General features: G+C 48.0%; 19 protein-coding genes. 16 read left to right on the top strand and 3 right to left on the bottom strand.

What is annotated here, in order from left to right; translation table 11 throughout:
• Positions 1-14: 14 nt before the first annotated feature.
• The 16 genes from CLOSYM_RS20605 to CLOSYM_RS20530 all read left to right on the top strand — a co-directional run bounded on the left by CLOSYM_RS20605 (position 15) and on the right by CLOSYM_RS20530 (position 18014).
• Positions 15-1640: a CTP synthase gene (locus CLOSYM_RS20605; protein ID WP_021643659.1), complete on the top strand. Its 1626-nt coding sequence runs from the start codon at positions 15-17 to the stop codon at positions 1638-1640.
• Positions 1640-2824, top strand: a complete 1185-nt coding sequence (locus tag CLOSYM_RS20600) for an LL-diaminopimelate aminotransferase (RefSeq protein WP_021643658.1) — start codon at positions 1640-1642, stop codon at positions 2822-2824. Before CLOSYM_RS20605 ends, CLOSYM_RS20600 begins: the two co-directional genes overlap by 1 nt.
• A gap of 331 nt (positions 2825-3155) precedes the next feature.
• Complete coding sequence (locus CLOSYM_RS20595) at positions 3156-4385, top strand: nickel pincer cofactor-dependent isomerase, group 22 (RefSeq protein WP_021643657.1); 1230 nt, start codon at positions 3156-3158, stop codon at positions 4383-4385.
• 59 nt (positions 4386-4444) lie between these two features.
• The gene (locus tag CLOSYM_RS20590; RefSeq protein WP_003497238.1) at positions 4445-5653 is read left to right on the top strand and encodes an aconitase X catalytic domain-containing protein; all 1209 of its coding nucleotides are present in this window, start codon (positions 4445-4447) and stop codon (positions 5651-5653) included.
• Between the two features lies 1 nt (position 5654).
• On the top strand, positions 5655-6056 hold the full coding sequence (locus CLOSYM_RS20585; RefSeq protein WP_021643656.1) for an aconitase X swivel domain-containing protein: 402 nt from the start codon (positions 5655-5657) through the stop codon (positions 6054-6056).
• A 56-nt stretch (positions 6057-6112) separates the two neighbouring features.
• A complete protein-coding gene (locus CLOSYM_RS20580; protein WP_021643655.1) occupies positions 6113-7195 on the top strand; it encodes a TRAP transporter substrate-binding protein in 1083 nt (360 codons plus the stop codon).
• Positions 7196-7220: 25 nt separating this feature from the next.
• Complete coding sequence (locus CLOSYM_RS20575) at positions 7221-7745, top strand: TRAP transporter small permease (RefSeq protein ID WP_003497235.1); 525 nt, start codon at positions 7221-7223, stop codon at positions 7743-7745.
• Positions 7742-9013, top strand: coding sequence for a TRAP transporter large permease (locus CLOSYM_RS20570; protein ID WP_021643654.1), 1272 nt, complete (start codon positions 7742-7744; stop codon positions 9011-9013). Before CLOSYM_RS20575 ends, CLOSYM_RS20570 begins: the two co-directional genes overlap by 4 nt.
• A gap of 106 nt (positions 9014-9119) precedes the next feature.
• The gene (locus CLOSYM_RS20565; protein WP_021643653.1) at positions 9120-9800 is read left to right on the top strand and encodes a GntR family transcriptional regulator; all 681 of its coding nucleotides are present in this window, start codon (positions 9120-9122) and stop codon (positions 9798-9800) included.
• Between the two features lie 21 nt (positions 9801-9821).
• A complete protein-coding gene (locus CLOSYM_RS20560) occupies positions 9822-10787 on the top strand; it encodes a D-2-hydroxyacid dehydrogenase (RefSeq protein ID WP_021643652.1) in 966 nt (321 codons plus the stop codon).
• A gap of 62 nt (positions 10788-10849) precedes the next feature.
• The gene (locus CLOSYM_RS20555; RefSeq protein ID WP_021643651.1) at positions 10850-11764 is read left to right on the top strand and encodes a LysR family transcriptional regulator; all 915 of its coding nucleotides are present in this window, start codon (positions 10850-10852) and stop codon (positions 11762-11764) included.
• A 213-nt stretch (positions 11765-11977) separates the two neighbouring features.
• Complete coding sequence (locus CLOSYM_RS20550) at positions 11978-13048, top strand: TAXI family TRAP transporter solute-binding subunit (RefSeq protein ID WP_003497230.1); 1071 nt, start codon at positions 11978-11980, stop codon at positions 13046-13048.
• 97 nt (positions 13049-13145) lie between these two features.
• Complete coding sequence (locus tag CLOSYM_RS20545) at positions 13146-15059, top strand: TRAP transporter permease (protein WP_207747147.1); 1914 nt, start codon at positions 13146-13148, stop codon at positions 15057-15059.
• Between the two features lie 141 nt (positions 15060-15200).
• The gene (locus CLOSYM_RS20540; RefSeq protein ID WP_009297453.1) at positions 15201-16151 is read left to right on the top strand and encodes an NAD(P)-dependent oxidoreductase; all 951 of its coding nucleotides are present in this window, start codon (positions 15201-15203) and stop codon (positions 16149-16151) included.
• Between the two features lie 81 nt (positions 16152-16232).
• The gene (panB, locus tag CLOSYM_RS20535; RefSeq protein WP_003497227.1) at positions 16233-17093 is read left to right on the top strand and encodes a 3-methyl-2-oxobutanoate hydroxymethyltransferase; all 861 of its coding nucleotides are present in this window, start codon (positions 16233-16235) and stop codon (positions 17091-17093) included.
• A 51-nt stretch (positions 17094-17144) separates the two neighbouring features.
• Positions 17145-18014, top strand: a complete 870-nt coding sequence (locus CLOSYM_RS20530) for a bifunctional 5,10-methylenetetrahydrofolate dehydrogenase/5,10-methenyltetrahydrofolate cyclohydrolase (RefSeq protein ID WP_021643649.1) — start codon at positions 17145-17147, stop codon at positions 18012-18014.
• A 147-nt stretch (positions 18015-18161) separates the two neighbouring features.
• Here CLOSYM_RS20530 and CLOSYM_RS20525 read toward each other — a convergent pair whose 3' ends face one another.
• From CLOSYM_RS20525 to CLOSYM_RS20515, 3 genes are all read right to left on the bottom strand, one after another.
• The gene (locus CLOSYM_RS20525) at positions 18162-18707 is read right to left on the bottom strand and encodes an NADH peroxidase (protein ID WP_003497225.1); all 546 of its coding nucleotides are present in this window, start codon (positions 18705-18707) and stop codon (positions 18162-18164) included.
• A 151-nt stretch (positions 18708-18858) separates the two neighbouring features.
• The gene (locus CLOSYM_RS20520; RefSeq protein ID WP_003497224.1) at positions 18859-19254 is read right to left on the bottom strand and encodes a Fur family transcriptional regulator; all 396 of its coding nucleotides are present in this window, start codon (positions 19252-19254) and stop codon (positions 18859-18861) included.
• A 159-nt stretch (positions 19255-19413) separates the two neighbouring features.
• Positions 19414-20094 (bottom strand): TIGR00266 family protein, encoded by a 681-nt coding sequence (locus CLOSYM_RS20515; RefSeq protein ID WP_003497223.1) that lies wholly within the window; start codon positions 20092-20094, stop codon positions 19414-19416.
• Positions 20095-20213: the final 119 nt, after the last annotated feature.

Raw genomic sequence — 20213 nt, 5'->3', positions numbered from 1 at the left:
GAGGAGGAAAGCAGATGGCAAAATTTATTTTCGTAACCGGCGGTGTCGTATCCGGCCTTGGCAAGGGAATTACGGTGGCTTCTCTGGGACGCCTTTTAAAAGCGAGGGGATTCAAGGTTGCCGCCCAGAAACTGGATCCTTATATCAATGTAGATCCCGGTACGATGAGTCCCTACCAGCACGGAGAGGTCTATGTGACGGAAGACGGTGCGGAGACAGACCTGGACCTGGGACATTATGAACGGTTTATTGACGAGGATTTGAACCGGTATTCCAACCTTACGACGGGTAAAGTCTACTGGAATGTATTAAATAAAGAGAGAAAAGGCGAATATCTGGGGGAGACGGTGCAGGTTATTCCCCATATCACCAATGAAATTAAGTCTTTTATCTATCATGTGCAGGAACAGACGGACGCAGACATCGTTATTACTGAGATCGGCGGTACGACTGGTGATATAGAATCCCAGCCGTTTCTTGAGGCGATCCGTCAGGTATCCCACGAGGCAGGCCGTGGAAACTGTCTCTTCATCCATGTGACTTTGATTCCCTACCTGGAGTCATCCGGGGAACATAAGTCAAAGCCGACCCAGCATTCCGTAAAACAGCTCCAGTCATTCGGAATTATGCCGGATGTTATCGTGGCACGGTGTGACCGGCCGGTGGAGCCGTCAATCCTGAAGAAAATCGCCCTGTTCTGCAACGTAAAGGAGGACTGTGTCATTGAAAATCTGACGCTGCCCGTTCTCTATGAGGCTCCGATAATGCTGGAAAATGCAGGACTGGCAGAGATTGCGATGCGTGAGCTGGGAATTTCGGACAGACAAAAAAAATGCGATCTGAGCGAGTGGAATGAGATGCTTGACCGTATCAAAAACAGTACCGGAGAAGTGACGGTTTCCCTGGTGGGAAAGTATGTTAAGCTCCATGATTCCTACCTTTCCATCGCCGAGGCGCTCCGCCATGCAGGCTGGGAAAACGGCGTGCGGGTGAATATCAACTGGATCGACAGCGAGAGCCTGACACGGGTCACAGCCCCGAAACTTCTGGCCGGAACAGACGGTATCCTGGTACCCGGCGGTTTTGGGATCCGCGGTACGGAAGGAATGATAGCGGCGGCGGAATATGCAAGGACCAATAGGGTGCCGTATTTTGGAATTTGTCTTGGAATGCAGATTGCAGCAATTGAATTTGCAAGGAACGTTCTGGGATACGAGGATGCCAACTCCAGTGAATTTGACCCGGAGAGCAGCCATCCGGTTATTGCCCTGATGGAAGAGCAGATGGGACAGGAGCAGAAGGGCGGAACTATGCGGCTGGGAGCCTATCCATGCAGGATTACGCCTGGAACAAAAATGGAGCATGCCTATATGTCGGAAGAAATCAGCGAAAGACACCGCCACCGTTATGAGTTTAATAATAGATACCGCAGCGAGTATACGGCAAAAGGAGCCGTGTTTTCAGGCCAGTCTCCGGACGGGAACCTGGTGGAGGCCATGGAGGTGCCGGGCCATCCGTTTTATGTGGGAGTACAGTACCATCCTGAATTTAAAAGCCGTCCCAACAGGGCACACCCGCTGTTTCGCGAATTTATAAATGCCACATCAAAAACTCAACTGATACAAAAGGAGGAAAGTTAATGAAAATTAATTCAAATTATAAAAATCTGCCGGAAAGCTATTTATTTTCAAAAATCGCAAAAAAGGTTGAAGAATATACTGCCTTACATCCGCAGGCTCAGATTATCCGTATGGGAATCGGGGATGTTACGCTTCCGATTTGTGAAAAAGCGGCGGCGGCTTTCGTAAAGGCGGCAGCAGAACAGGGGAAGGCGGAGACTTTCCATGGGTATGGCCCGGAGCAGGGATATGATTTTCTCAGGAACACAATCTGTGCCTACTATGAAAGTATCGGGGTGCATACTGCGGCGAGCGATATCTTTATCAGCGACGGCGCCAAAAGCGATTTAGGCAATATCCTGGATCTGTTTGATCAGGATAATACCGTACTTATCCCGGATCCCGTCTATCCCGTTTATCTGGATACGAATATCATGGCAGGGAGAAAGATAGTATTTCTGGATGCGAATGTGGATAACGGCTTTTTGCCGCTGCCGCCCCAGGGACAGAGGGCAGACATAATTTACCTTTGTTCCCCCAATAACCCCACAGGCGGCGTTTATAACAGGAAACAGCTGAAGGAATGGGTTGATTACGCCAATGAACAGGACGCAGTGATTTTATTTGACGCAGCCTATGAATCCTTTATACTCGATAACAGCCTGCCGAGAAGTATTTTCGAAATAGAAGGCGCAAAGACATGCGCCGTCGAGTTCTGCTCGCTGTCAAAACTGGCAAGCTTTACCGGAACGCGCTGCGGTTACACTGTGATTTCGGAGGAACTCATGAGAGGTGGAATGTCTGTCAGCAAAATGTGGCTCCGCCGTCAGACAACGAAATTCAACGGGGTTTCCTATCCGGTACAGAGAGCGGCAGAGGCCGCATTTTCACCGGAAGGGCTGAGAGAGTGCAGGAAACATCTGGATGTCTATCAGGAAAACGCCGGGATTATCACGGACACTCTGACATCCCTTGGAATCTGGCATGTGGGAGGAAAAAATTCCCCGTATGTCTGGATGCAGTGTCCGGATGGGATGAAATCCTGGGAGTTTTTTGACGATTTACTCGATAAAGCCCATGTGGTCGGAACACCGGGAAGCGGTTTCGGTAAAAACGGTGAAGGCTTTTTCCGTCTCACGGCTTTTGGAACTAAAGCGAATACGGCCGAGGCCATGGAACGGATCAGGATGGTTTACGGCAGATAGTTTAAGAACTGTTATGAGAAAATTCATAAAATATATAAAAGCTGTTGAAATCACGGCGCAATGCGGCCTGATTTCAGCAGCTTTTGTATATAAAAATCGCTGTGCGGTGAGCCGGATGCCTGCCGCCACTACCTTTTCTCGGTCCGCGCAGTTAATGCGCAGACCTGTCTGAACCATTGCGTTAATTTAACTTACAATTAAATACAATTATATCTGAAAATAATTTATTTATGGCAAACAATTTCAGTTGACAATGGAAAATAAATATGTATAATTAGATTATACAAGTGAAATACATGTGAGATACAGGCTTGAAGTCAGGGAGGGAATTATGCCGGTATTACTGAGTGAGGATTATACATATCCGCTGCCAGAACTCTGCAAAGTACAGCAGATTTTTGACAGGACTTTGCTGGAAGATGTGGAGGGAACTCTGAAGAGAGAGCTGGCGAAGAAAGAGATTACGGGAAAGATTCATCCGGGCGACCGGGTGGCGGTCGCTGTGGGGAGCAGAGGAATTAAGAACCTTTTTCTTATTGTCAGCACCGTGATTGAAGATGTAAGAAGGAAGGGCGGGATTCCTTATATAGTCTCGGCTATGGGGAGCCATGGCAACGGGACGGAGGAAGGCCAGAGAGAAGTGCTTGCCAGTTACGGGATTACAGAAGAAAATCTTGGAGTGGAGATTGTCACCACGGTTGATGTGAATCATCTGGGCAGGACTCCTTCCGGCAAGGACGTGTATTTTGACAGGGCCGCGATGGAAGCGGATGCGGTTATTCCCATTAACCGCGTAAAGCTGCACACGGACTTTGTAGGCGATTTGCAGAGCGGTCTTTGCAAGATGCTGGTAATCGGTCTGGGGAACCAGATAGGATGTTCCTCCATCCATGAGGAGGATCCCGATGAATTTGCCGCAATTATAGAGGATGCCGCCAGTCTGATACTTAAGAAATGCAGAATTGCCTATGGCATCGCCGCCATTGAGAATGCCTATGACGAGACATTTATGATTGAGGCGGTTGCGGCAGAAAATATGATTAAACGGGAGAAAGAACTGGTGAAAATCGCCAGAACGAAAATGCCGGTTCTCATTCCGCCGAAAATAGACGTACTGATTGTAGAGGAAATTGGAAAGAATATTTCAGGGGCCGGCTACGACCCGAATATTCTGGGGAAAAGTTCCGTATTAAAAGAATTTTGCCTTCCGGTTCCCGAGATAAAAAGGATGGTTTTACTGGGAGTCACACCACAGTCCCATGGCAATGCCATCGGAATCGGACTATTTGACGTAACGGTGAAAGAAGTCTTTGAACAGCTCGATTACGAAGCGATGTATGCCAACGCCATTGCATGCCGCTGTATTGAAGACTGCCGTGTGCCGCTGGTAGCGGCCGATGAGGATGAGGCGGTGCGTGTAGCCATCAAGTGCATCCGGAATGTAAAGAAAGAAGATTTACGTATCGTAAAGATTAAAAACACACTGGAACTGGAATATATCCAGGTATCGAAGACCGTACTGGAAGATATCAGGCCGGATGAGAGAATCAGGATACTGTAAAAAGCTGATAACCAAGTTGAACCATAACTATATATGATAATTTTAAGGAGGAGGTTTTTATGAAACTGACACAGGAACAGCAGGATATGCTGGATGGAAAGTATGGAAAGGGAACAGCATACGCAATGAAGATTCAGGTAGCCATCGGCGAATGCTTTGACGCAAAGCGGATGGTGCCCATCACCAGGGCCCATGTGGCTCTCTCCAATCAGGAGGCGGACTTATGGTTCTGCGAGAAGCTGCTCAGCGAAGGCGCACACTGCCGTGTGGCTCCGACCGTTAACCCGGGCTTCTGCTATGATTTCTTCACAAAGAGAGATATGGTGGATCCGAAATTCGCCGATTTAATGCAGAGAACCCATAATGCATATAAGGGAATCGGAGCGCAGCTTACTTATAACTGTACCCCTTACATAGACACAAATGTTCCGATGTATAAAGAGGTAATTGCATTCTCAGAGTCCAGCGCAACACCGTATGTCAATTCCGTATGGGGAGCGAGAAGCAACCGTGAGGGCGCCAACAGCGCGCTCTGTGCAGCCGTGACAGGCTTTGTGCCGGAATACGGCCTTCTGCTGGATGAGAACAGAAAAGGCAATATCCTGGTGGAGGTACAGGCAGATATGAAGACCGCCTACGACTACCACATCCTGGGAATGCTGGGCAAGAAGATTGGGGAGGGAATCCCTGTATTTACCGGTCTTCCCGGAGAGACTATCACGAAGGAAGCGCTCAGGAACCTGGGAGCGGAGCTGAACACCTCCGGCGCTTACGGAATGTATCATATTCTCGGCGTAACACCGGAGGCTCCCGACATGGAGACGGCATTCGGAGGAAAAGAACCGGAGCGGAAGGTAGTCATCACCAACGACGATATGGCGGAAATTCTTAAGGAGATTTCCCTGGAAGGCAACAGGCCCATCGATTTCGTTATGTTCGGATGTCCGCACTTTACACTTGATGAAGTAAAGCATATCGCAGAAAAAATCAAGGGAAAGAAACTGGAAAAAGAGATGTGGATACTGACCTCCAGCCTGGTAAAAGAGATGGCGGAGCGTATGGGATTAGACGAGATTATCACGGAAGCGGGCGGCTTCATCGTACCGGATTCCTGTCCGGACCAGCCGTGCTGGCGCCACCTGAACGGCAAAATCGGCGTGACGGAGTCACCAAAGTGCGCATATTATCCGCAGAGAAGAGGAATCCATTTCGTTATCCGCGATCTGGATACCTGTATCGATGCAGCATTAACAGGGGAGGTAAAGTAAGATGAAAAAATACAGTTGTCATAAGATATCAGAGGGCTGCGCAGAGGCAGAAGCAATCGTGTCAAAGGACCATATCATGTTCTATCTGATGAATCCGGAGACAGGGGAAGTAATTGAGAAAGCGCATGATCTGGAAGGACGGAGCGTTGCAAAGAAAGTCCTGATCTTCCCGGGGGGAAAGGGAAGCTCAGTGGTACAGGCGGATGGTTTATACCAGCTTAAGATGAACCAGAACATGCCGGCGGCAATGATTGTCCAGTATCCGGAGACAGTGCTTGTATCGAGTGCCATCATCATGGAAGTGCCGATGGTGGATAAGGTTGACCCGGCTTTTTATGAGGATGTAAAAGACGGAGACAGAATCAGGGTTGACGCTGATAACGGAATTATTGAAATTTTATAGATAATTCAAAAGAGGGTAGAAGAGTTCTGTGAAAGAGAATTTAAGGAGGATGTACGATGAAAAAAACAAAAAAGGTAATTGCCCTGGGACTGACAGCAGTGATGGCTTTGAGCCTTAGCGCATGCGGGGGAAGAAATGCAGGAAACCAGCCGGCAGCAACACAGGCTCCGGCAGCCGAAGGAGGAGAAGCGGCAGATAGCCAGGGAAGCCAGACCGCTGCGGCCGTGACAATTAAGATTGGGCACGTTGAGGCGGAAGACCGTTCCACACATAAGGCCCTGGTTGAATACTTCCAGAAACCGGTGGAGGAGAAATCAGGCGGCACAATCAAAGTAGAGATATATCCGAACAGCGCCCTCGGCGGCGATGCGGAGCTTACGGAATCAGTTGCAATGGGTTCCCTTACGGCGGCTCTTCCTTCCACGTCCGTATTAGTGGCATATTCTCCTGATTTCGGTGTAATGGATATGCCATGGCTGTTCAGCAACGCTCAGAATGCATTTGAAGCGATGGACGGAGACATGGGCGATTACTTTAACCAGAAACTGGAGGCCGTAGGAATCCACTGCCTTGGTTATTCCTACAACGGACTCAGAAGTATGACGAACAACGTACGTCCGATTACAAAACCGGAAGATTTGAAGGGACTTAAGATGAGAGTTATGGAGAATCAGGTATTTATTGATTTCTTCAACACACTTGGCGCCAGCGCGACTCCGATGGGATTCAACGAGCTGTTCACGGGCCTTCAGCAGAATACCGTAGACGGACAGGAGAATCCTCCGTCCCTGATTTACGCAAGCAAGTTCCAGGAAGTACAGAAATATCTGAGCGTTACAGAGCATGTTAACAACTTCCTTGGCTTTATCATGAACAAGGACTTCTACGACGGCCTGACACAGGAACAGCAGCAGATCGTCACGGATGCAGCGGCAGAATTCGTGAAGCAGCAGCGCCAGATGGAACTGGATGACACAAACCTGTATGTTGACAAGCTGGAAGAGGAAGGAATGCAGGTTAACAGACTGACCGAAGAAGATAAAGCAGCGTTCAAAGAGGCTCTTGCACCAATGTATGAGAAATACAAAGGCGAGTTTGGGGAAGACGTATTCACAATGGCTGAGAAATACGAGCAGTAAGTACGAATGTTAAAGGAGCTTTAGTATGGAAAAGAAAAGTATACTGTCACGGATTGGCAATATTTATAACAATCTTGAAGAATACCTTCTGGTTGTCAGCCTTGTTATCAACGTGCTCCTGGTATTTTTGCAGGTTATAATGCGGACTGTATTTAAAAACTCACTTACCTGGTCGGAAGAGCTGTCACGGTATATCTTCATCTGGCAGATTTGGCTGGGAGCAAGTATTGCACTGAAATATAATGAGCATATCAGAGTTACCCTGATTTATTCTTTCCTTAAAAATAAGAAGGTGCAGGCGGCGATTGGACTTCTGGCTGATCTGATATGGTTTCTGTTTTGCGCCTATATGGTGGTAAACGGAAAAGACCTGCTGGTGTCGATGGCGGCAAGAAGAGCCGTTTCCTCGGGACTCAGGTTACCGCTTGTATACGTGTATTCCGTGTTCCCTCTGGCCTCATTTCTTGTGTGTGTCAGAATGCTGGGGGTATTGGGAAAAGACGTAAAGAAGTTGTTTATAAAAGGTGAGGAAGGGGGAAATGCCGCATGAGTGCAGCCGTATTATTTGGAAGCTTTTTCGTACTACTGCTCCTGACAGTGCCGATTGGATATGCCATTGGTATTTCCAGCCTGATTGCAATCTATTATTTTTCAGATATTCCTCTGATTATTATTGCGCAGAAGTCAATCACAGGGGTTGATTCATTCCCGCTTCTGGCGATTCCGTTCTTTATGCTGGCAGGAAATCTGATGAGCAGCGGCGGCATTGCCAGGCGGCTTGTAAATTTCTTTGACGCGTTAATCGGCCATGTAACAGGCGGCCTTGGCATGGTTACGATTATCGTATGTATGTTCTTTGCGGCAATATCCGGCTCGGCAGTTGCAACGGTATCCGCCGTAGGAGCATTTATGATTCCCGAGATGGTGGATCACGGCTATAATAAGCCCTTCAGTGCAGCGCTGACTGCGGCGGCGGGGACCATCGGCGTTATCATTCCGCCGTCTATCCCGTTCGTTATTTACGGCGTTGTATCGGGCACCTCGATTACCGATATGTTTACAGCGGGCTTTATGCCCGGCATCATGATGGGTGTGGCCCTCATGATTGTCTGTTACTTTGTATCGAAGAAGAACGGGTACAGGGGAAAAGAAAAGGCGTCCAGCGCGAAAGAGATATGGGTTGCCTTTAAGGATGCTTTCTGGGCAATCCTTTCACCGGTCATCATTCTTGGAGGAATCTATTCCGGTTTCTTTACGCCTACGGAGGCTGCGGTTATCTCCGTTGTGTATTCCTTCATAGTCGGTGTATTTGTATATAAAGAACTGGATGTCAGAGGGGCGTACAAATCATTCAAAGACGCCATAGTGGTTAATGGCGCCACGACATTTATGGTCGGTTTCTCCACTGTATTTGCGGCATTCCTGACAATGGCGCAGATACCGAATATGATTGCGCAGGCGATTCTGGGACTGACGGACAATGCGATTCTGATTCTTTTGATTATCAATATCTTCCTGCTGATTGTCGGGATGTTTATTGACAATATTCCTGCAACAATTATTCTCACTCCGATATTACTCCCTATCTGTACGGGAGTGGGGATGCACCCGGTTACCTTTGGTATTATGCTGACGATGAACCTTGCGATTGGATTCTGCAGTCCTCCGTATGGAATTAATCTGTTCGTCGCATCTTCGATATCCAAAGTTTCTATTGAGGATTTGACTAAGAAGATTATAAAGCCGCTGCTGGCATTGATTGCGGTACTGCTTTTGATTACTTACGTACCGATCTGTACCACAATCTTCCTCAAATAGTAAAAAAGCTGTAAAATACTGGGAAAAAGGCGCCTGCCATACTGGACAGGCGCCTTTATTAATAGTAAAATGGTTTCAAATATTATGTAGACAAGGAATTTTATAAATGGGCGAACAGAACGTTTTATTAAAAAAAACACAGAAGCCGAGTTATGTGCAGAGGGCGTATGACGGAATCAGAAATTTAATCATAGAAGAAGAGATCAGTCCCGGAGAGCTTTTAAGCGAGAATCAGCTGGCAGTGTATCTCAATATGAGCCGGACACCTGTCAGAGAAGCGATACGCCGTCTTCAGGCTGAAGGATTTCTGGAATCCAGAAAGGGTCTGGGAACCTTTTTGAAACCATTGACGACAAAGGACGTCAGGAACATTTATGAAGTCAGGAAGGCTATGGAATTAATAGCCTGTGAAACTTCAATTTATCAGATAACGGATGAAGAGATAGAAGCGGTGAGAGCCAGCCTGATGTCGCTGCTTGCCCGGCATGAGGCTGGGGAAGAGATAGACAGGATGGAGTTCAGCAAGCTGGATGGACAGTGTCATGATCTGATTGTACAGAAATCCAATAACGGATACATAAAAATACTGATGGATCAGATTTATTTCAATGTCGATCGCTACAGGATTATCTCTTTCCACGTGTCCCTCGATCTGGAAGAGAGCACAAGGCAGCATCTGGTCCTATTGGACTGCCTGAAGGAGAGAAATCTTGAGAAATTAAAGGCTGCACTCAGCGAGCACCTGGACTGGTCGCTGAGTCTTCTCTTCAAACATCTGGAGCTGTAAGAAGCGGAAAGGGACAGAACTATGAAAATTGTAATATTGGATGGTTACATAAAGAATCCGGGGGATTTGAGCTGGAGCCGCTATGAAGAGCTTGGTGATTTGACGATTTATGACAGGACACCGGCGAATGATACGAAACTGATTATGGAACGGATAGGGGATGCAGATGCAGTACTGGTGTCCAGTGTGCCTCTCGGCAGAGAGGTGATTGAAAACTGCCCGTCTATCCGCTATATCGGAGTATTGTCAACCGGATATGATGGAGTCGATATCCAGGCAGCCAGGGAACGGAATATCCCTGTCTGCAATATACCAACGTACGGGACCGATTCCGTGTCCCAGTTTACAATTGCCCTTCTGTTGGAAATCTGCAGCCGCGCCGGCCATCACAGTGATGCTGTGAAGGAGGGAAGATGGGGACAGCAGCCTGATTTCTGTTTTTGGGATTACCCTCTGATTGAACTTGCGGGAAAAACGATGGGTGTCATCGGATTTGGAAGGATTGGCCAGAGAACGGCCGCCATCGCCGCCGCATTGGGGATGAAGATACTATATAACGACGGTTTCAGAAGAGCGGAGCTTGAGACAGAGAACTGCAGGTTTGCCGAACGCGGGGAACTGTTTAAGAAGTCTGATGTCATAGCCCTCCACTGCCCGCTGTTTCCGGATACGCAGGGCCTGATAAACAGAGATACGATTGCGAAAATGAAGGATGGCGTGATTCTTCTGAACAGCTCCAGGGGAGCGCTCGTTGTGGATGAAGATCTGGCCGAGGCCCTGAACAGCGGAAAGGTATATGCCGCCGGTCTGGATGTAGTATCTCAGGAACCGATATCCATGGATAATCCCCTTCTCTCGGCGCCGAACTGTATTATTACTCCTCATATAGCCTGGGCAGCAAAGGAGAGCCGTGCGAGACTTTTAGAGACAGGGGCCGATAATCTGGCGGCGTTTGCGGCCGGAAGTCCGGTGAATCTCGTTAACTGAAGGAGACAGGGATAAGGACCGGGAAAGTTACTGTTCACACGGTTTAGCAGAGGAGGATTTGGGTGGACATCAAGGTCTTAAAATATTTTGTACAAGTCGCAAAGGATCAGAGCTATACGCGGGCGGCGGAGCATTTATTTCTCTCCCAGCCGGCCTTAAGCAAGCTGATTAAGAAGCTGGAGCGGGAGTTAAAAGTCCCCCTCTTCAGGGTTCAGAAAAATGGAGTCTATCTGACCGACTATGGCGAACAGTTTTACCGGCGTGTTGTTCCGATTATCTCTGATTTTGGTTCGCTGTCGGCATTTGTGGAGACGATGCATTCGGCCCCGGTTGGCAGATTAAAGCTGGGGGTTACCCCGATGATAGCTTCTCTTTATGTGGTCGATATTGTCACAAATTTTAACCGGCAGTGGCCGGATATTGAATTGCAGCTTATCGAGGACGGGAGCCGGGCGCTGAGGAAGATGCTGCTGGACGGGAGCCTGGATCTGGCACTCGGAATTACCGGCGTTTCTTTTCCGGACCTGCAGGACACGGTTCTGTTCAAGGATGAGATGGTGGTGATAGCTTCTGTGGATAATCCGCTGTCCCGGTATGATTCGGTGACATTCGAGCAGTTGGAAAATCAGAAGTTTAACCTTTACACTTATACTTCCGCGCTGTCCCATCAAATCACGGAACGCTGCGTAAAGGCCGGATTTCTCCCGAAGGTCAATATATCCAGCTCCAAGGTTAACTTTATGCTGCAAATGACGGAATGCGACAGAGGGATCTGTATTCTTCCGCGCCCCTACGCCGTGCAGAGCCATCTCAGCCCCAAAGTGAAAATCATCTATCTCAAGGAGACGTTTCCCTGGGAGGGGACCCTGATGCAGAACGGGAATACATATAAGACATATATTGTAAAGCTTTTTGAACGGTTTGTAGTCCGGTATTTTGAACAGAGGGAACAGCTCCAGGAGAAAACGGAAATTTAATAACAGGAAGAAATTAGAAAGAATTTTTGGACCGGAAATGGTTCAAAGATTCTTTTTTAATTAACAGGAAATTCTTATTATGACTAAAAGTTATAACTTAAATGATTTATAGATCGTGTACTTATAAAGTGTAGTAATATATTATGTAAATACAGATTTAACTTTACTTAATATGGTATAATTCGTGAAAAACTTTACAAGGAGGGGAAACTCATGAAAAAAACAGGTATTTTAGTTCTTATGATGGCGGTATTGACGGCCACGCTCAGCGGCTGCGGCAGTTCGGGGAGTGCTGCGGCATCAAAGGCTGATACGGAGTCTCAGAAGTCGTCTGCGGGGGAAGAAGGCGCATCGGGAGAGGCGGCGATTGAAGCGACAGATCTCACATGGGGAACAGGCACACTGGGAGGCACCATCCAGCTTATGGGGACGGCATGTGCTTCTGTCCTGCAGGAAAAGATACCTAATATGTCTGTTACGGTACAGGCTACCGGGGGTTCGATAGAGAACTGCCGCCTTTTGGCGTCCGGAGATATTAATATCGGCCATACGACACAGATGTATGATGCCTACGTCGGACAGGGCCCTTTTGCTGAAGATGGCCCAAACGACAAGATCCTGGCATTGATGGACTTATACGATGTGGAGAGTGTGGCGATAGTCCTTGATAAGAGCAGTATTCAGTCTTTGGAAGATCTCGAGGGGAAGACAGTCGTTCTCGGTCCGTCCGGCTCCGGTATCGCTTCAATGGCCACGGCGCTTATGTCGGCTTACGGTTATAATGACAGCAATTGTAAAATGCTGAATCTGGCCAACGATCAGGCTGTCGATGCATTGAAGGACGGCACGGTAGACATGATCTGGGGCTTCTGCAGTGCAAAAGTTCCCGCCTCCTATCTGGAGTCGCTGTACACAACGGTGGACTGCCGGGCGCTTCCTCAGGATCCGGAAAAAATTAAATTGGCCTGCAGTGAGAGCAAAGACTTTTTCCAGTCGGTGATTGCCGGCGGCACACTGCCATTTGTGGCGGAAGATTATATTAACATGGCAGCTCCTGCGGAACAGTTTGCGTCTGCTGCTATGAGTGAAGATGTAGCCTATACCTTTGTCAAAACAATCTGTGAAAATGTCGATGCCCTGGCAAATTATTATGCCCCGGCCACCTGCATTACCGCGGAAAATGCACTTCACGGCCTGCCGACCCAGGTTCCGATCCATCCGGGAGCAGCGAAATATTTTAAAGAGGCCGGTGTATGGGATGATGCCTATACGGTCGGCCAGTAGGACGAGTATAAACATCTGAATATCAACTTTATTGAAAGGCCTGGACTCTGTAGCTGCGGTGCCCGGGTCTTTCATTAACAAGAGAAAGGACTTGGGCATGGAGAACAAGATAAGCAAAATTGCAGGTAAAATTTTTCCGGTTGTGGCTTTTGCTATGAGTGTTTACCATCTTTGGCAGGTAATGATGCCGTCAATCGATCCCACCAAACATATGGATATTCATCTCGCTTTTGCACTGTCACTGGTATTTCTTAGCGCGATGATTATAAAAGATGATAAGCATTCCGGCCGCACATGTTTGTCTCAAATCGCAAGCATATGTTTTTTGATTATGGCGCTGGTATCAACCGCATATATATTTGTGAATTTTAACGCTTTATTAAACCGGGCAGGCCGGTACACGGGGATGGATACCATCATTGGTTTTATTCTGATTCTCGCCGTTCTGGAGGCGACAAGACGTACATACGGTCTGCTGCTTCCGGGATTGGTGGTTATCTCTCTGCTATATGGTCATTTTGGAAAATATCTTCCCGGCATCTTCCATCACGCGGGATACAGCTGGCCGAGGCTGATAGCCAGTGTAACGACCTATCTGTATGGTATTTTTGGAACGGTGCTGAATGTTTCGGCCACTTATATTGTTTTGTTTATGATTTTTGGCGGGCTACTGGAGTCCAGCGGTGCGGGGCAGTTCTTCATCAATATCGCGATTGCCCTTGGAGGAAAGACACGTTCCGGAGCCGCACAGGCTGCAGTAATCGGAAGCGGGCTGGTTGGGTCAATCAACGGAAGCGCTGTGGCCAACGTGGCGTCCACCGGTACCTTCACAATTCCTATGATGAAGGACCGCGGCTATGAACCGTATTATGCGGGAGCTATTGAATCGGTAGCCTCTACTGGAGGGATGATTATGCCTCCCGTCATGGGAGTCGGCGCATTTATCATGGCCGGCATTATAGGCGTCCCCTATGCCAAAATCGCACTGTGCGCTCTTCCTGCCGCATTAATGTATTACGTGACCACAGGAATTTCCGTACACATGCGTGCGCTTCGCTGCGGATTTAAACCACTGCCGGACGAAATGATTCCGGATAAGAAAAAACTTATGAAGGAAGACGGCCTCTTTTTCCTTCCGCTTCTGGCCATCATCATACTTTTGATTTCCGGGACATCGGTAATGCGGAGTGCATTTTTAGGCTGTGTTATTCTTGTTATCTGCTACATTGTAAAAAACAGCGTGCGCAATCCGAAATTCGTCCTGACCAGACAGTTTTGGGGCTTTTTATATAATGGCCTGATCAGCGGGGCTAAAAGTGCGATGACAGTAGCGGCAGCCTGTGCCGCTATGGGAATTGTTACGCAGATATTTGTCATGACGGGTCTTGCGATGAATATTGTATTCTTTATCAAAACATTATCCGGCAGTGTAGGCCTTGTGGCTCTGATACTAACAATGGCAGTTACAATATTGTTTGGCATGGGAGTTCCTACGACAGCCGCTTATGTCCTCGTGGCATCGTTAGCCGGCAGTGTACTGGTAGAATTGGGATTTGACAAACTGGCCGTCCATCTGTTCATCTATTATTATGCGGCATTGGCTAATATCACGCCTCCGGTTGCCAGTGCAGCCTTAGTTGCCTCAAAGATAGCGAAAGCCGACTACTTTAAGACCTCGGTTACGGCGACGAGGCTTGGGCTGCCTGGGTTTATTTTACCGTTTATGATTGTATATCACCAGGAACTGCTGTTACAGGGAAATATCATATCGATAGTCGCCATTGTGTTCTCGAGTTTTGTCGGTTTGTTTTGCATGTGTGCCTGTTTCGAGGGATTTGTATTCCGAAAGCTGAACGTAATCGAGCGGATTTTAATGGCTGTCTGCGCTGTCTGCGGAATCTGGCCCGGAACAAAGACGGATATTATCTGTTATGTGATATTTATTGTAGTGATTGGCGGGCAGTATATGCAGAGCAGGAAATTGAAGAGAGCGGTTAGCGGACAGAGATAAGCTCCGTTTCCGTTGATATTGGTAAATCCTGCTTTGAATAATAACTTTTAGTCATAAATAAAATGACTATTATATATTTGTATTCATGACACTGCCAATCTATAATAAGGGCAAAAGGAAAACAGAAAGGGGTTGTTGTATATGAAAGCATTAATTATTGATCGTGTTTCTCCTGTTATTGCAAAAGGCCTTCAGGCGCTGGGGGCGGAGGTGGATATTAAGATACTCCCGTCGGTGGATGAGCTTAAAGAGATGCTGCCGGAGTATGATCTGCTGGTAATGCGGGTCGATCCGAAAATCGGCAGGGATATCCTGGATGCGGCGGCGAAACGCGTAAAAATGATTGCCGTGTGCGCAGCGGGAACGAACCACATTGACCTGGAATATGCCAGGGAACTTGGAATCAGGGTTCAAAACGCTCCGGGAATCAACTGTAACGCGGTTGCGGAGCTGGTAATCTCAAAGATGATAGATTTGTCCCGCTATACGATGGAAGCGAATCAGGAGGTGCAGCAGGAAGGTATCTGGAATAAATATAAGTATACCGGCCATGAACTGGGCGGCCATGTCCTCGGCATAATAGGGCTGGGCAAGATAGGCAGCCGGGTAGCTGAACTGGCGCGGGCCTTTAATATGAAAGTGGCGGCATACGACCCTTACGTGGATGCGGCGGCAATGAAGGAAAAGGGAGCTGACAAAGCGGAAACGCTTGAAGAATTGTGCGCCATTTCCGATTATATCAGCCTTCATACGCCGCTGACCGGAGAAACCAGAGGAATGATTTCAGAAAAAGAGTTTGCTCAGATGAAGGACGGAGCAATTCTAATCAACTGTGCCAGGGGCGGAGTAGTGGACGAGGCGGCGGCGAAAGCGGCGCTTCTAAGCGGAAAACTGGCCGGATTCAGCACGGATGTCCTGGTAAATGAGCTGGCCGGCAAGGGTCTTGGGGACAATGCAAGGCTGGAGTCGGAGCTGTTCGGAGTAAGAGGATTCACAGCAAGTCCCCATATCGGCGGCAGTACCCATGAGGCATATGACGGTATCGGAGAGCATATTGTCGGCAAGGTTGCAGAATTTTTCGGGCTGAACTGAGGCGGCTGATTCCGGATACCGGCAGCTTCGCACAGGCCTGCGAGTCAAGAGGGAAATTGAATTCATAAGGAGGAGTTTAAAATGGAAGCAAGAAAAAAGGTGACGCTGAGCTATATTTTGGAGAAAAAAGCAAACGGTGAAAAACTGGCCCGTACGGCTCTGTATGATTATCCGATGGCGGTTCTGGCGGAGGAAGCCGGAATTGAAATTATAAATATGGGGGATTCCATTGCCACGGTTATGCTGGGCCATAAGACGACAAATGAGGCAGATTTAGATATTATGATAGAACACGCGAAAGCAGTCCGTGCAGGCACGCCGAGTGCGTTTATTATGGGAGATATGCCGTTTCTTTCCTATCAGATCAGCGATGAAGAGGCGATCCGCAATGCAGGACGTTATATCCGTGAAGCAGGTATGGACTGTGTAAAGGTTGAAGGCGGCATGGAGATTGTCCATACGGTCGAAGCTTTGACGAAGGCCGGTATTCCGGTCATCGCACATACGGGCCTGACCCCGCAGAAAGCGCTTCAGCAGGGGGGATACAAGACACAGGGGCGTGATGTGCTGGCGGCCGTGGAATTGATTAAAGAGGTGGAAGCATTTGAAAAGGCGGGAGCCATAGCCGTAGTTGTGGAGGCCGTACCGGCAGAGGTAGCCAAAATTATCTATGAGAGGAGCAGCATTCCGATTCTGGGAACCGGCTGCGGGCCTTACAGTGACAGCCCGATGATTAATTTCTACGACTTGCTTGGATTCTATGAGAAAAATGCAAAATTTGCAAAGAAATATGCCGATGTCCGCGGAGTGATACTTAATGCGGTGGGGCAGTTTGTCAGCGAATGCCACGACGGAACCTATCCGGCGCCGGAACACTGCTATAAGATGAAGGCAGGAGAGGAAGAGAAGCTGAAGGAAATATTAAAGGAACAGGGAATCTAATCGTTATAGTTCAGCCTTCGTCTAATCGGATTGGGAAAAGGAGTGATACATATGGCGTCTCTGTTGAGAGGAGAGCCGGTTGCGGAAAACGTCCGCAGGAGAATCAGGGAAAAGTGCGAAGCATTGCAGAAAAAGGGAGTCATTCCCACTTTGGGAATAGTACGGGTCGGCAGCAGGGGGAACGACATTGCCTATGAACGGGGAGCAATGAAGCAGGCCCGGGCCCTGGGAGTGGATGTAAAGCGGTTCCTCTTTGATGAGACGGTATCCATTGAAGATCTTAGGCGGACGCTGGAAGCGATTAATGCGGATCCGGGTATCCACGGCTGCCTGATATTCCGCCCGCTTCCGCCACACCTGGATAAGATGCAGCTATCAGGAATTTTAAGGCCGGAAAAGGACGCGGATGTGATAACCGCAGCAGCCATGGGACAGATGGTGACAAGGACAGGCAATGATTTTGCCCCATGTACGGCGGCCGCCTGCCTGGAACTGCTGCGATACTACCGGTTTCCCCTGAAAGGGAAGAGGGTGACGGTTATTGGAAAGGGGATCAATGTCGGCCTGTCTATTGCCCTGCTTTTGCTGAATGAGGAGGCTACGGTTTCAGTGTGCCATATTTTTACGGCGCCTGCAGAAGTGAGGCGTCTCTGCAGGGAAGCAGAAATAATCGTTTCAGCCGCCGGCTGTGCCGGCCTGATAGGTGCGGAACATGTACGGCCGGGCCAGATTGTCATCGATGTCGGCGTAAACACCGGAGCGGACGGAAAGATATGCGGTGATGCGGATTTTTCTGCGGTGGAGCCTGTAGTGCAGGCTGTAACACCGGTTCCTGGCGGAGTCGGGGCCGTCACATCCTGTATTCTGATGGAGCATGTAGTTGACGCGGCAGTTCGAAGTGTGCAGAAGCCGCCGCAGTAGCTGAATTTTTCCGTTACATAAAAAATACCTGGGAGAGGCCGTTTTCGGGCTCACCCAGGTGTTTTTTGTTGATATTAAATGGTGGAGGAGTATTTCACTTATATATTGTTAGTAGTTGTAGAGTAAATACGCTGTGGTGATTTCGTATTACTTACCAAAGTATCTTTCTAATAAGCCCTGGAATGCTTTTCCGTGACGAGCTTCATCTCTGGCCATTTCATGAACTGTGTCATGGATAGCGTCAAGGTTAGCAGCTTTAGCACGTTTAGCCAGGTCAAATTTACCTGCCGTAGCGCCGTTTTCAGCTTCTACACGCATCTCAAGGTTCTTCTTTGTGCTGTCAGTTACTACTTCGCCAAGTAATTCTGCAAATTTAGAAGCGTGCTCAGCCTCTTCGTAAGCAGCTTTCTCCCAATATAAACCAATCTCAGGATAGCCTTCTCTATGTGCAACTCTTGCCATGGCAAGGTACATACCAACTTCTTTACATTCGCCTTCGTAGTTAGCTCTTAAGTCCATCATGATATCTTCGCTGGCGCCCTGTGCTACGCCTACAACATGCTCAGCAGCCCATGCCATCTCGGCATCCTGCTCTTTGAACTTATCAGCCGGAGCGTTACATACCGGACATTTCTCCGGAGCAGCTTCACCCTCATGAACATAACCACATACCATACATACAAATTTTTTCATTGCTATTCTCTCCTTTTCTTTACATATATAAATATTAGTTTAATTAGTGTTGTGTATATCAGTAATCGAAATCGATAACGATAACGATTACTGATATTAAGATATCACAACTTGTTTCATCTGTCAATACAGATTTAAAAAAATTTTAAAATTACCGGCCGGCAGCAGAAGAGCAGTCACCGCAGGTGCCATAGAAGAAAATCGTATGATCCTCAATCGTTCCATTGACATGCCTGCCTGCTTCTTCCTCCAGCCCCTTTGCCGCATTCATAGAGATATCCATGATCTTTCCGCATTCTTTACATACAAAATGGTAATGGGGGGAAGTGTCATAGTCAAAGTGATCGGTTCCGTCCCCGCAGGAAAGCTTACGTATCTCGCCTAAATCCACCAGAAGGTTCAGATTCCGGTACACGGTACCGAGACTGATATTGGGAAACTGTTCCCGGATGCTGGTGTATAAGGCGTCAGCAGTAGGATGATCCTTACGCCCCATCAGGCAGGTTTTAATGGATTCCCTTTGGCGGCTGTACTTAAGTGTTTTCATAAGCAGCCTCTCTTTATATGATATTAATAATAGTTACTGTTTATATTATGACGGATAAAGCCATGTTTGTCAAATGTTTTTTGCAGTATTCATTTCCAATTGAAAAAAGGACACGCAAAGGTGTCCTTTTTCACACACAGCTGGACGGACAGGCAGGTATCAGTTGCTGGGATGCGGCATATACTGGTACATGCACATGGCAGTTTTAGATACCGGCATGGTCTGAAGGATGATATGTCCTGGTCCGGTGATAATTGTATTAAAGAAGCCTTCACCGCCGAACAACATATTTTTTGCGCCTTTTACGGCCTGGATATCAATGGAGCAGGTCTCACTCATAGCTGCCAGGTACCCGGTATCAACAATCATCTTCTGTCCGGGAGCCAGGTCATATTCAACCGCTGCGCCGTCAATTTCAAGGAAAGCCGTACCGCGGCCGGACAGCTTCTGCATAATAAACCCCTCACCGCCGAAGAAACCGGCTCCAGCCTTTTTCTGGAAAAAGGCGGAAAGCTCCACACCGGCTTCAGCGGCCAGAAAACCGGACTTCTGGACAACCAGACCGTCTCCCGGGCGTATCTCGACCGGCCTGATAGAACCCGGAAATGAGGAGGCAAAGGCAATCATTCCGCTGTCATTGCGGGCAGTATAGATATTCTGGAACAGATTTTCTCCTGAAAACATACGACCGAACATTTTTCCGATACCTCCGCCGGAAGTGGTCATCTCCATATTAGGGCTCATCCAGCACATGGCCCCGCTTTCATTAAATACCGACTCCCCATTATCAAGAGAGCAGATCACAACCGGAAGATTGCCGCCTTTAATCTCATATTGCATAATAACCTCCTTGTTAGTTCAGATAACTATAGTAAAAAAAATAAATATTTTTAATTATATCAGAAAAATGGCAGAGAATGAATAAGAAATGGAGATTTAACTGAGGTTTGGAGGACGCG

Origin of the sequence: [Clostridium] symbiosum ATCC 14940, from assembly GCF_000466485.1 — a bacterium.
Lineage (GTDB): Bacteria > Bacillota > Clostridia > Lachnospirales > Lachnospiraceae > Otoolea > Otoolea symbiosa.
The sequence above is the reverse complement of the archived record's forward strand: the minus strand, read 5'-3'. Positions and strand labels throughout refer to the sequence as shown.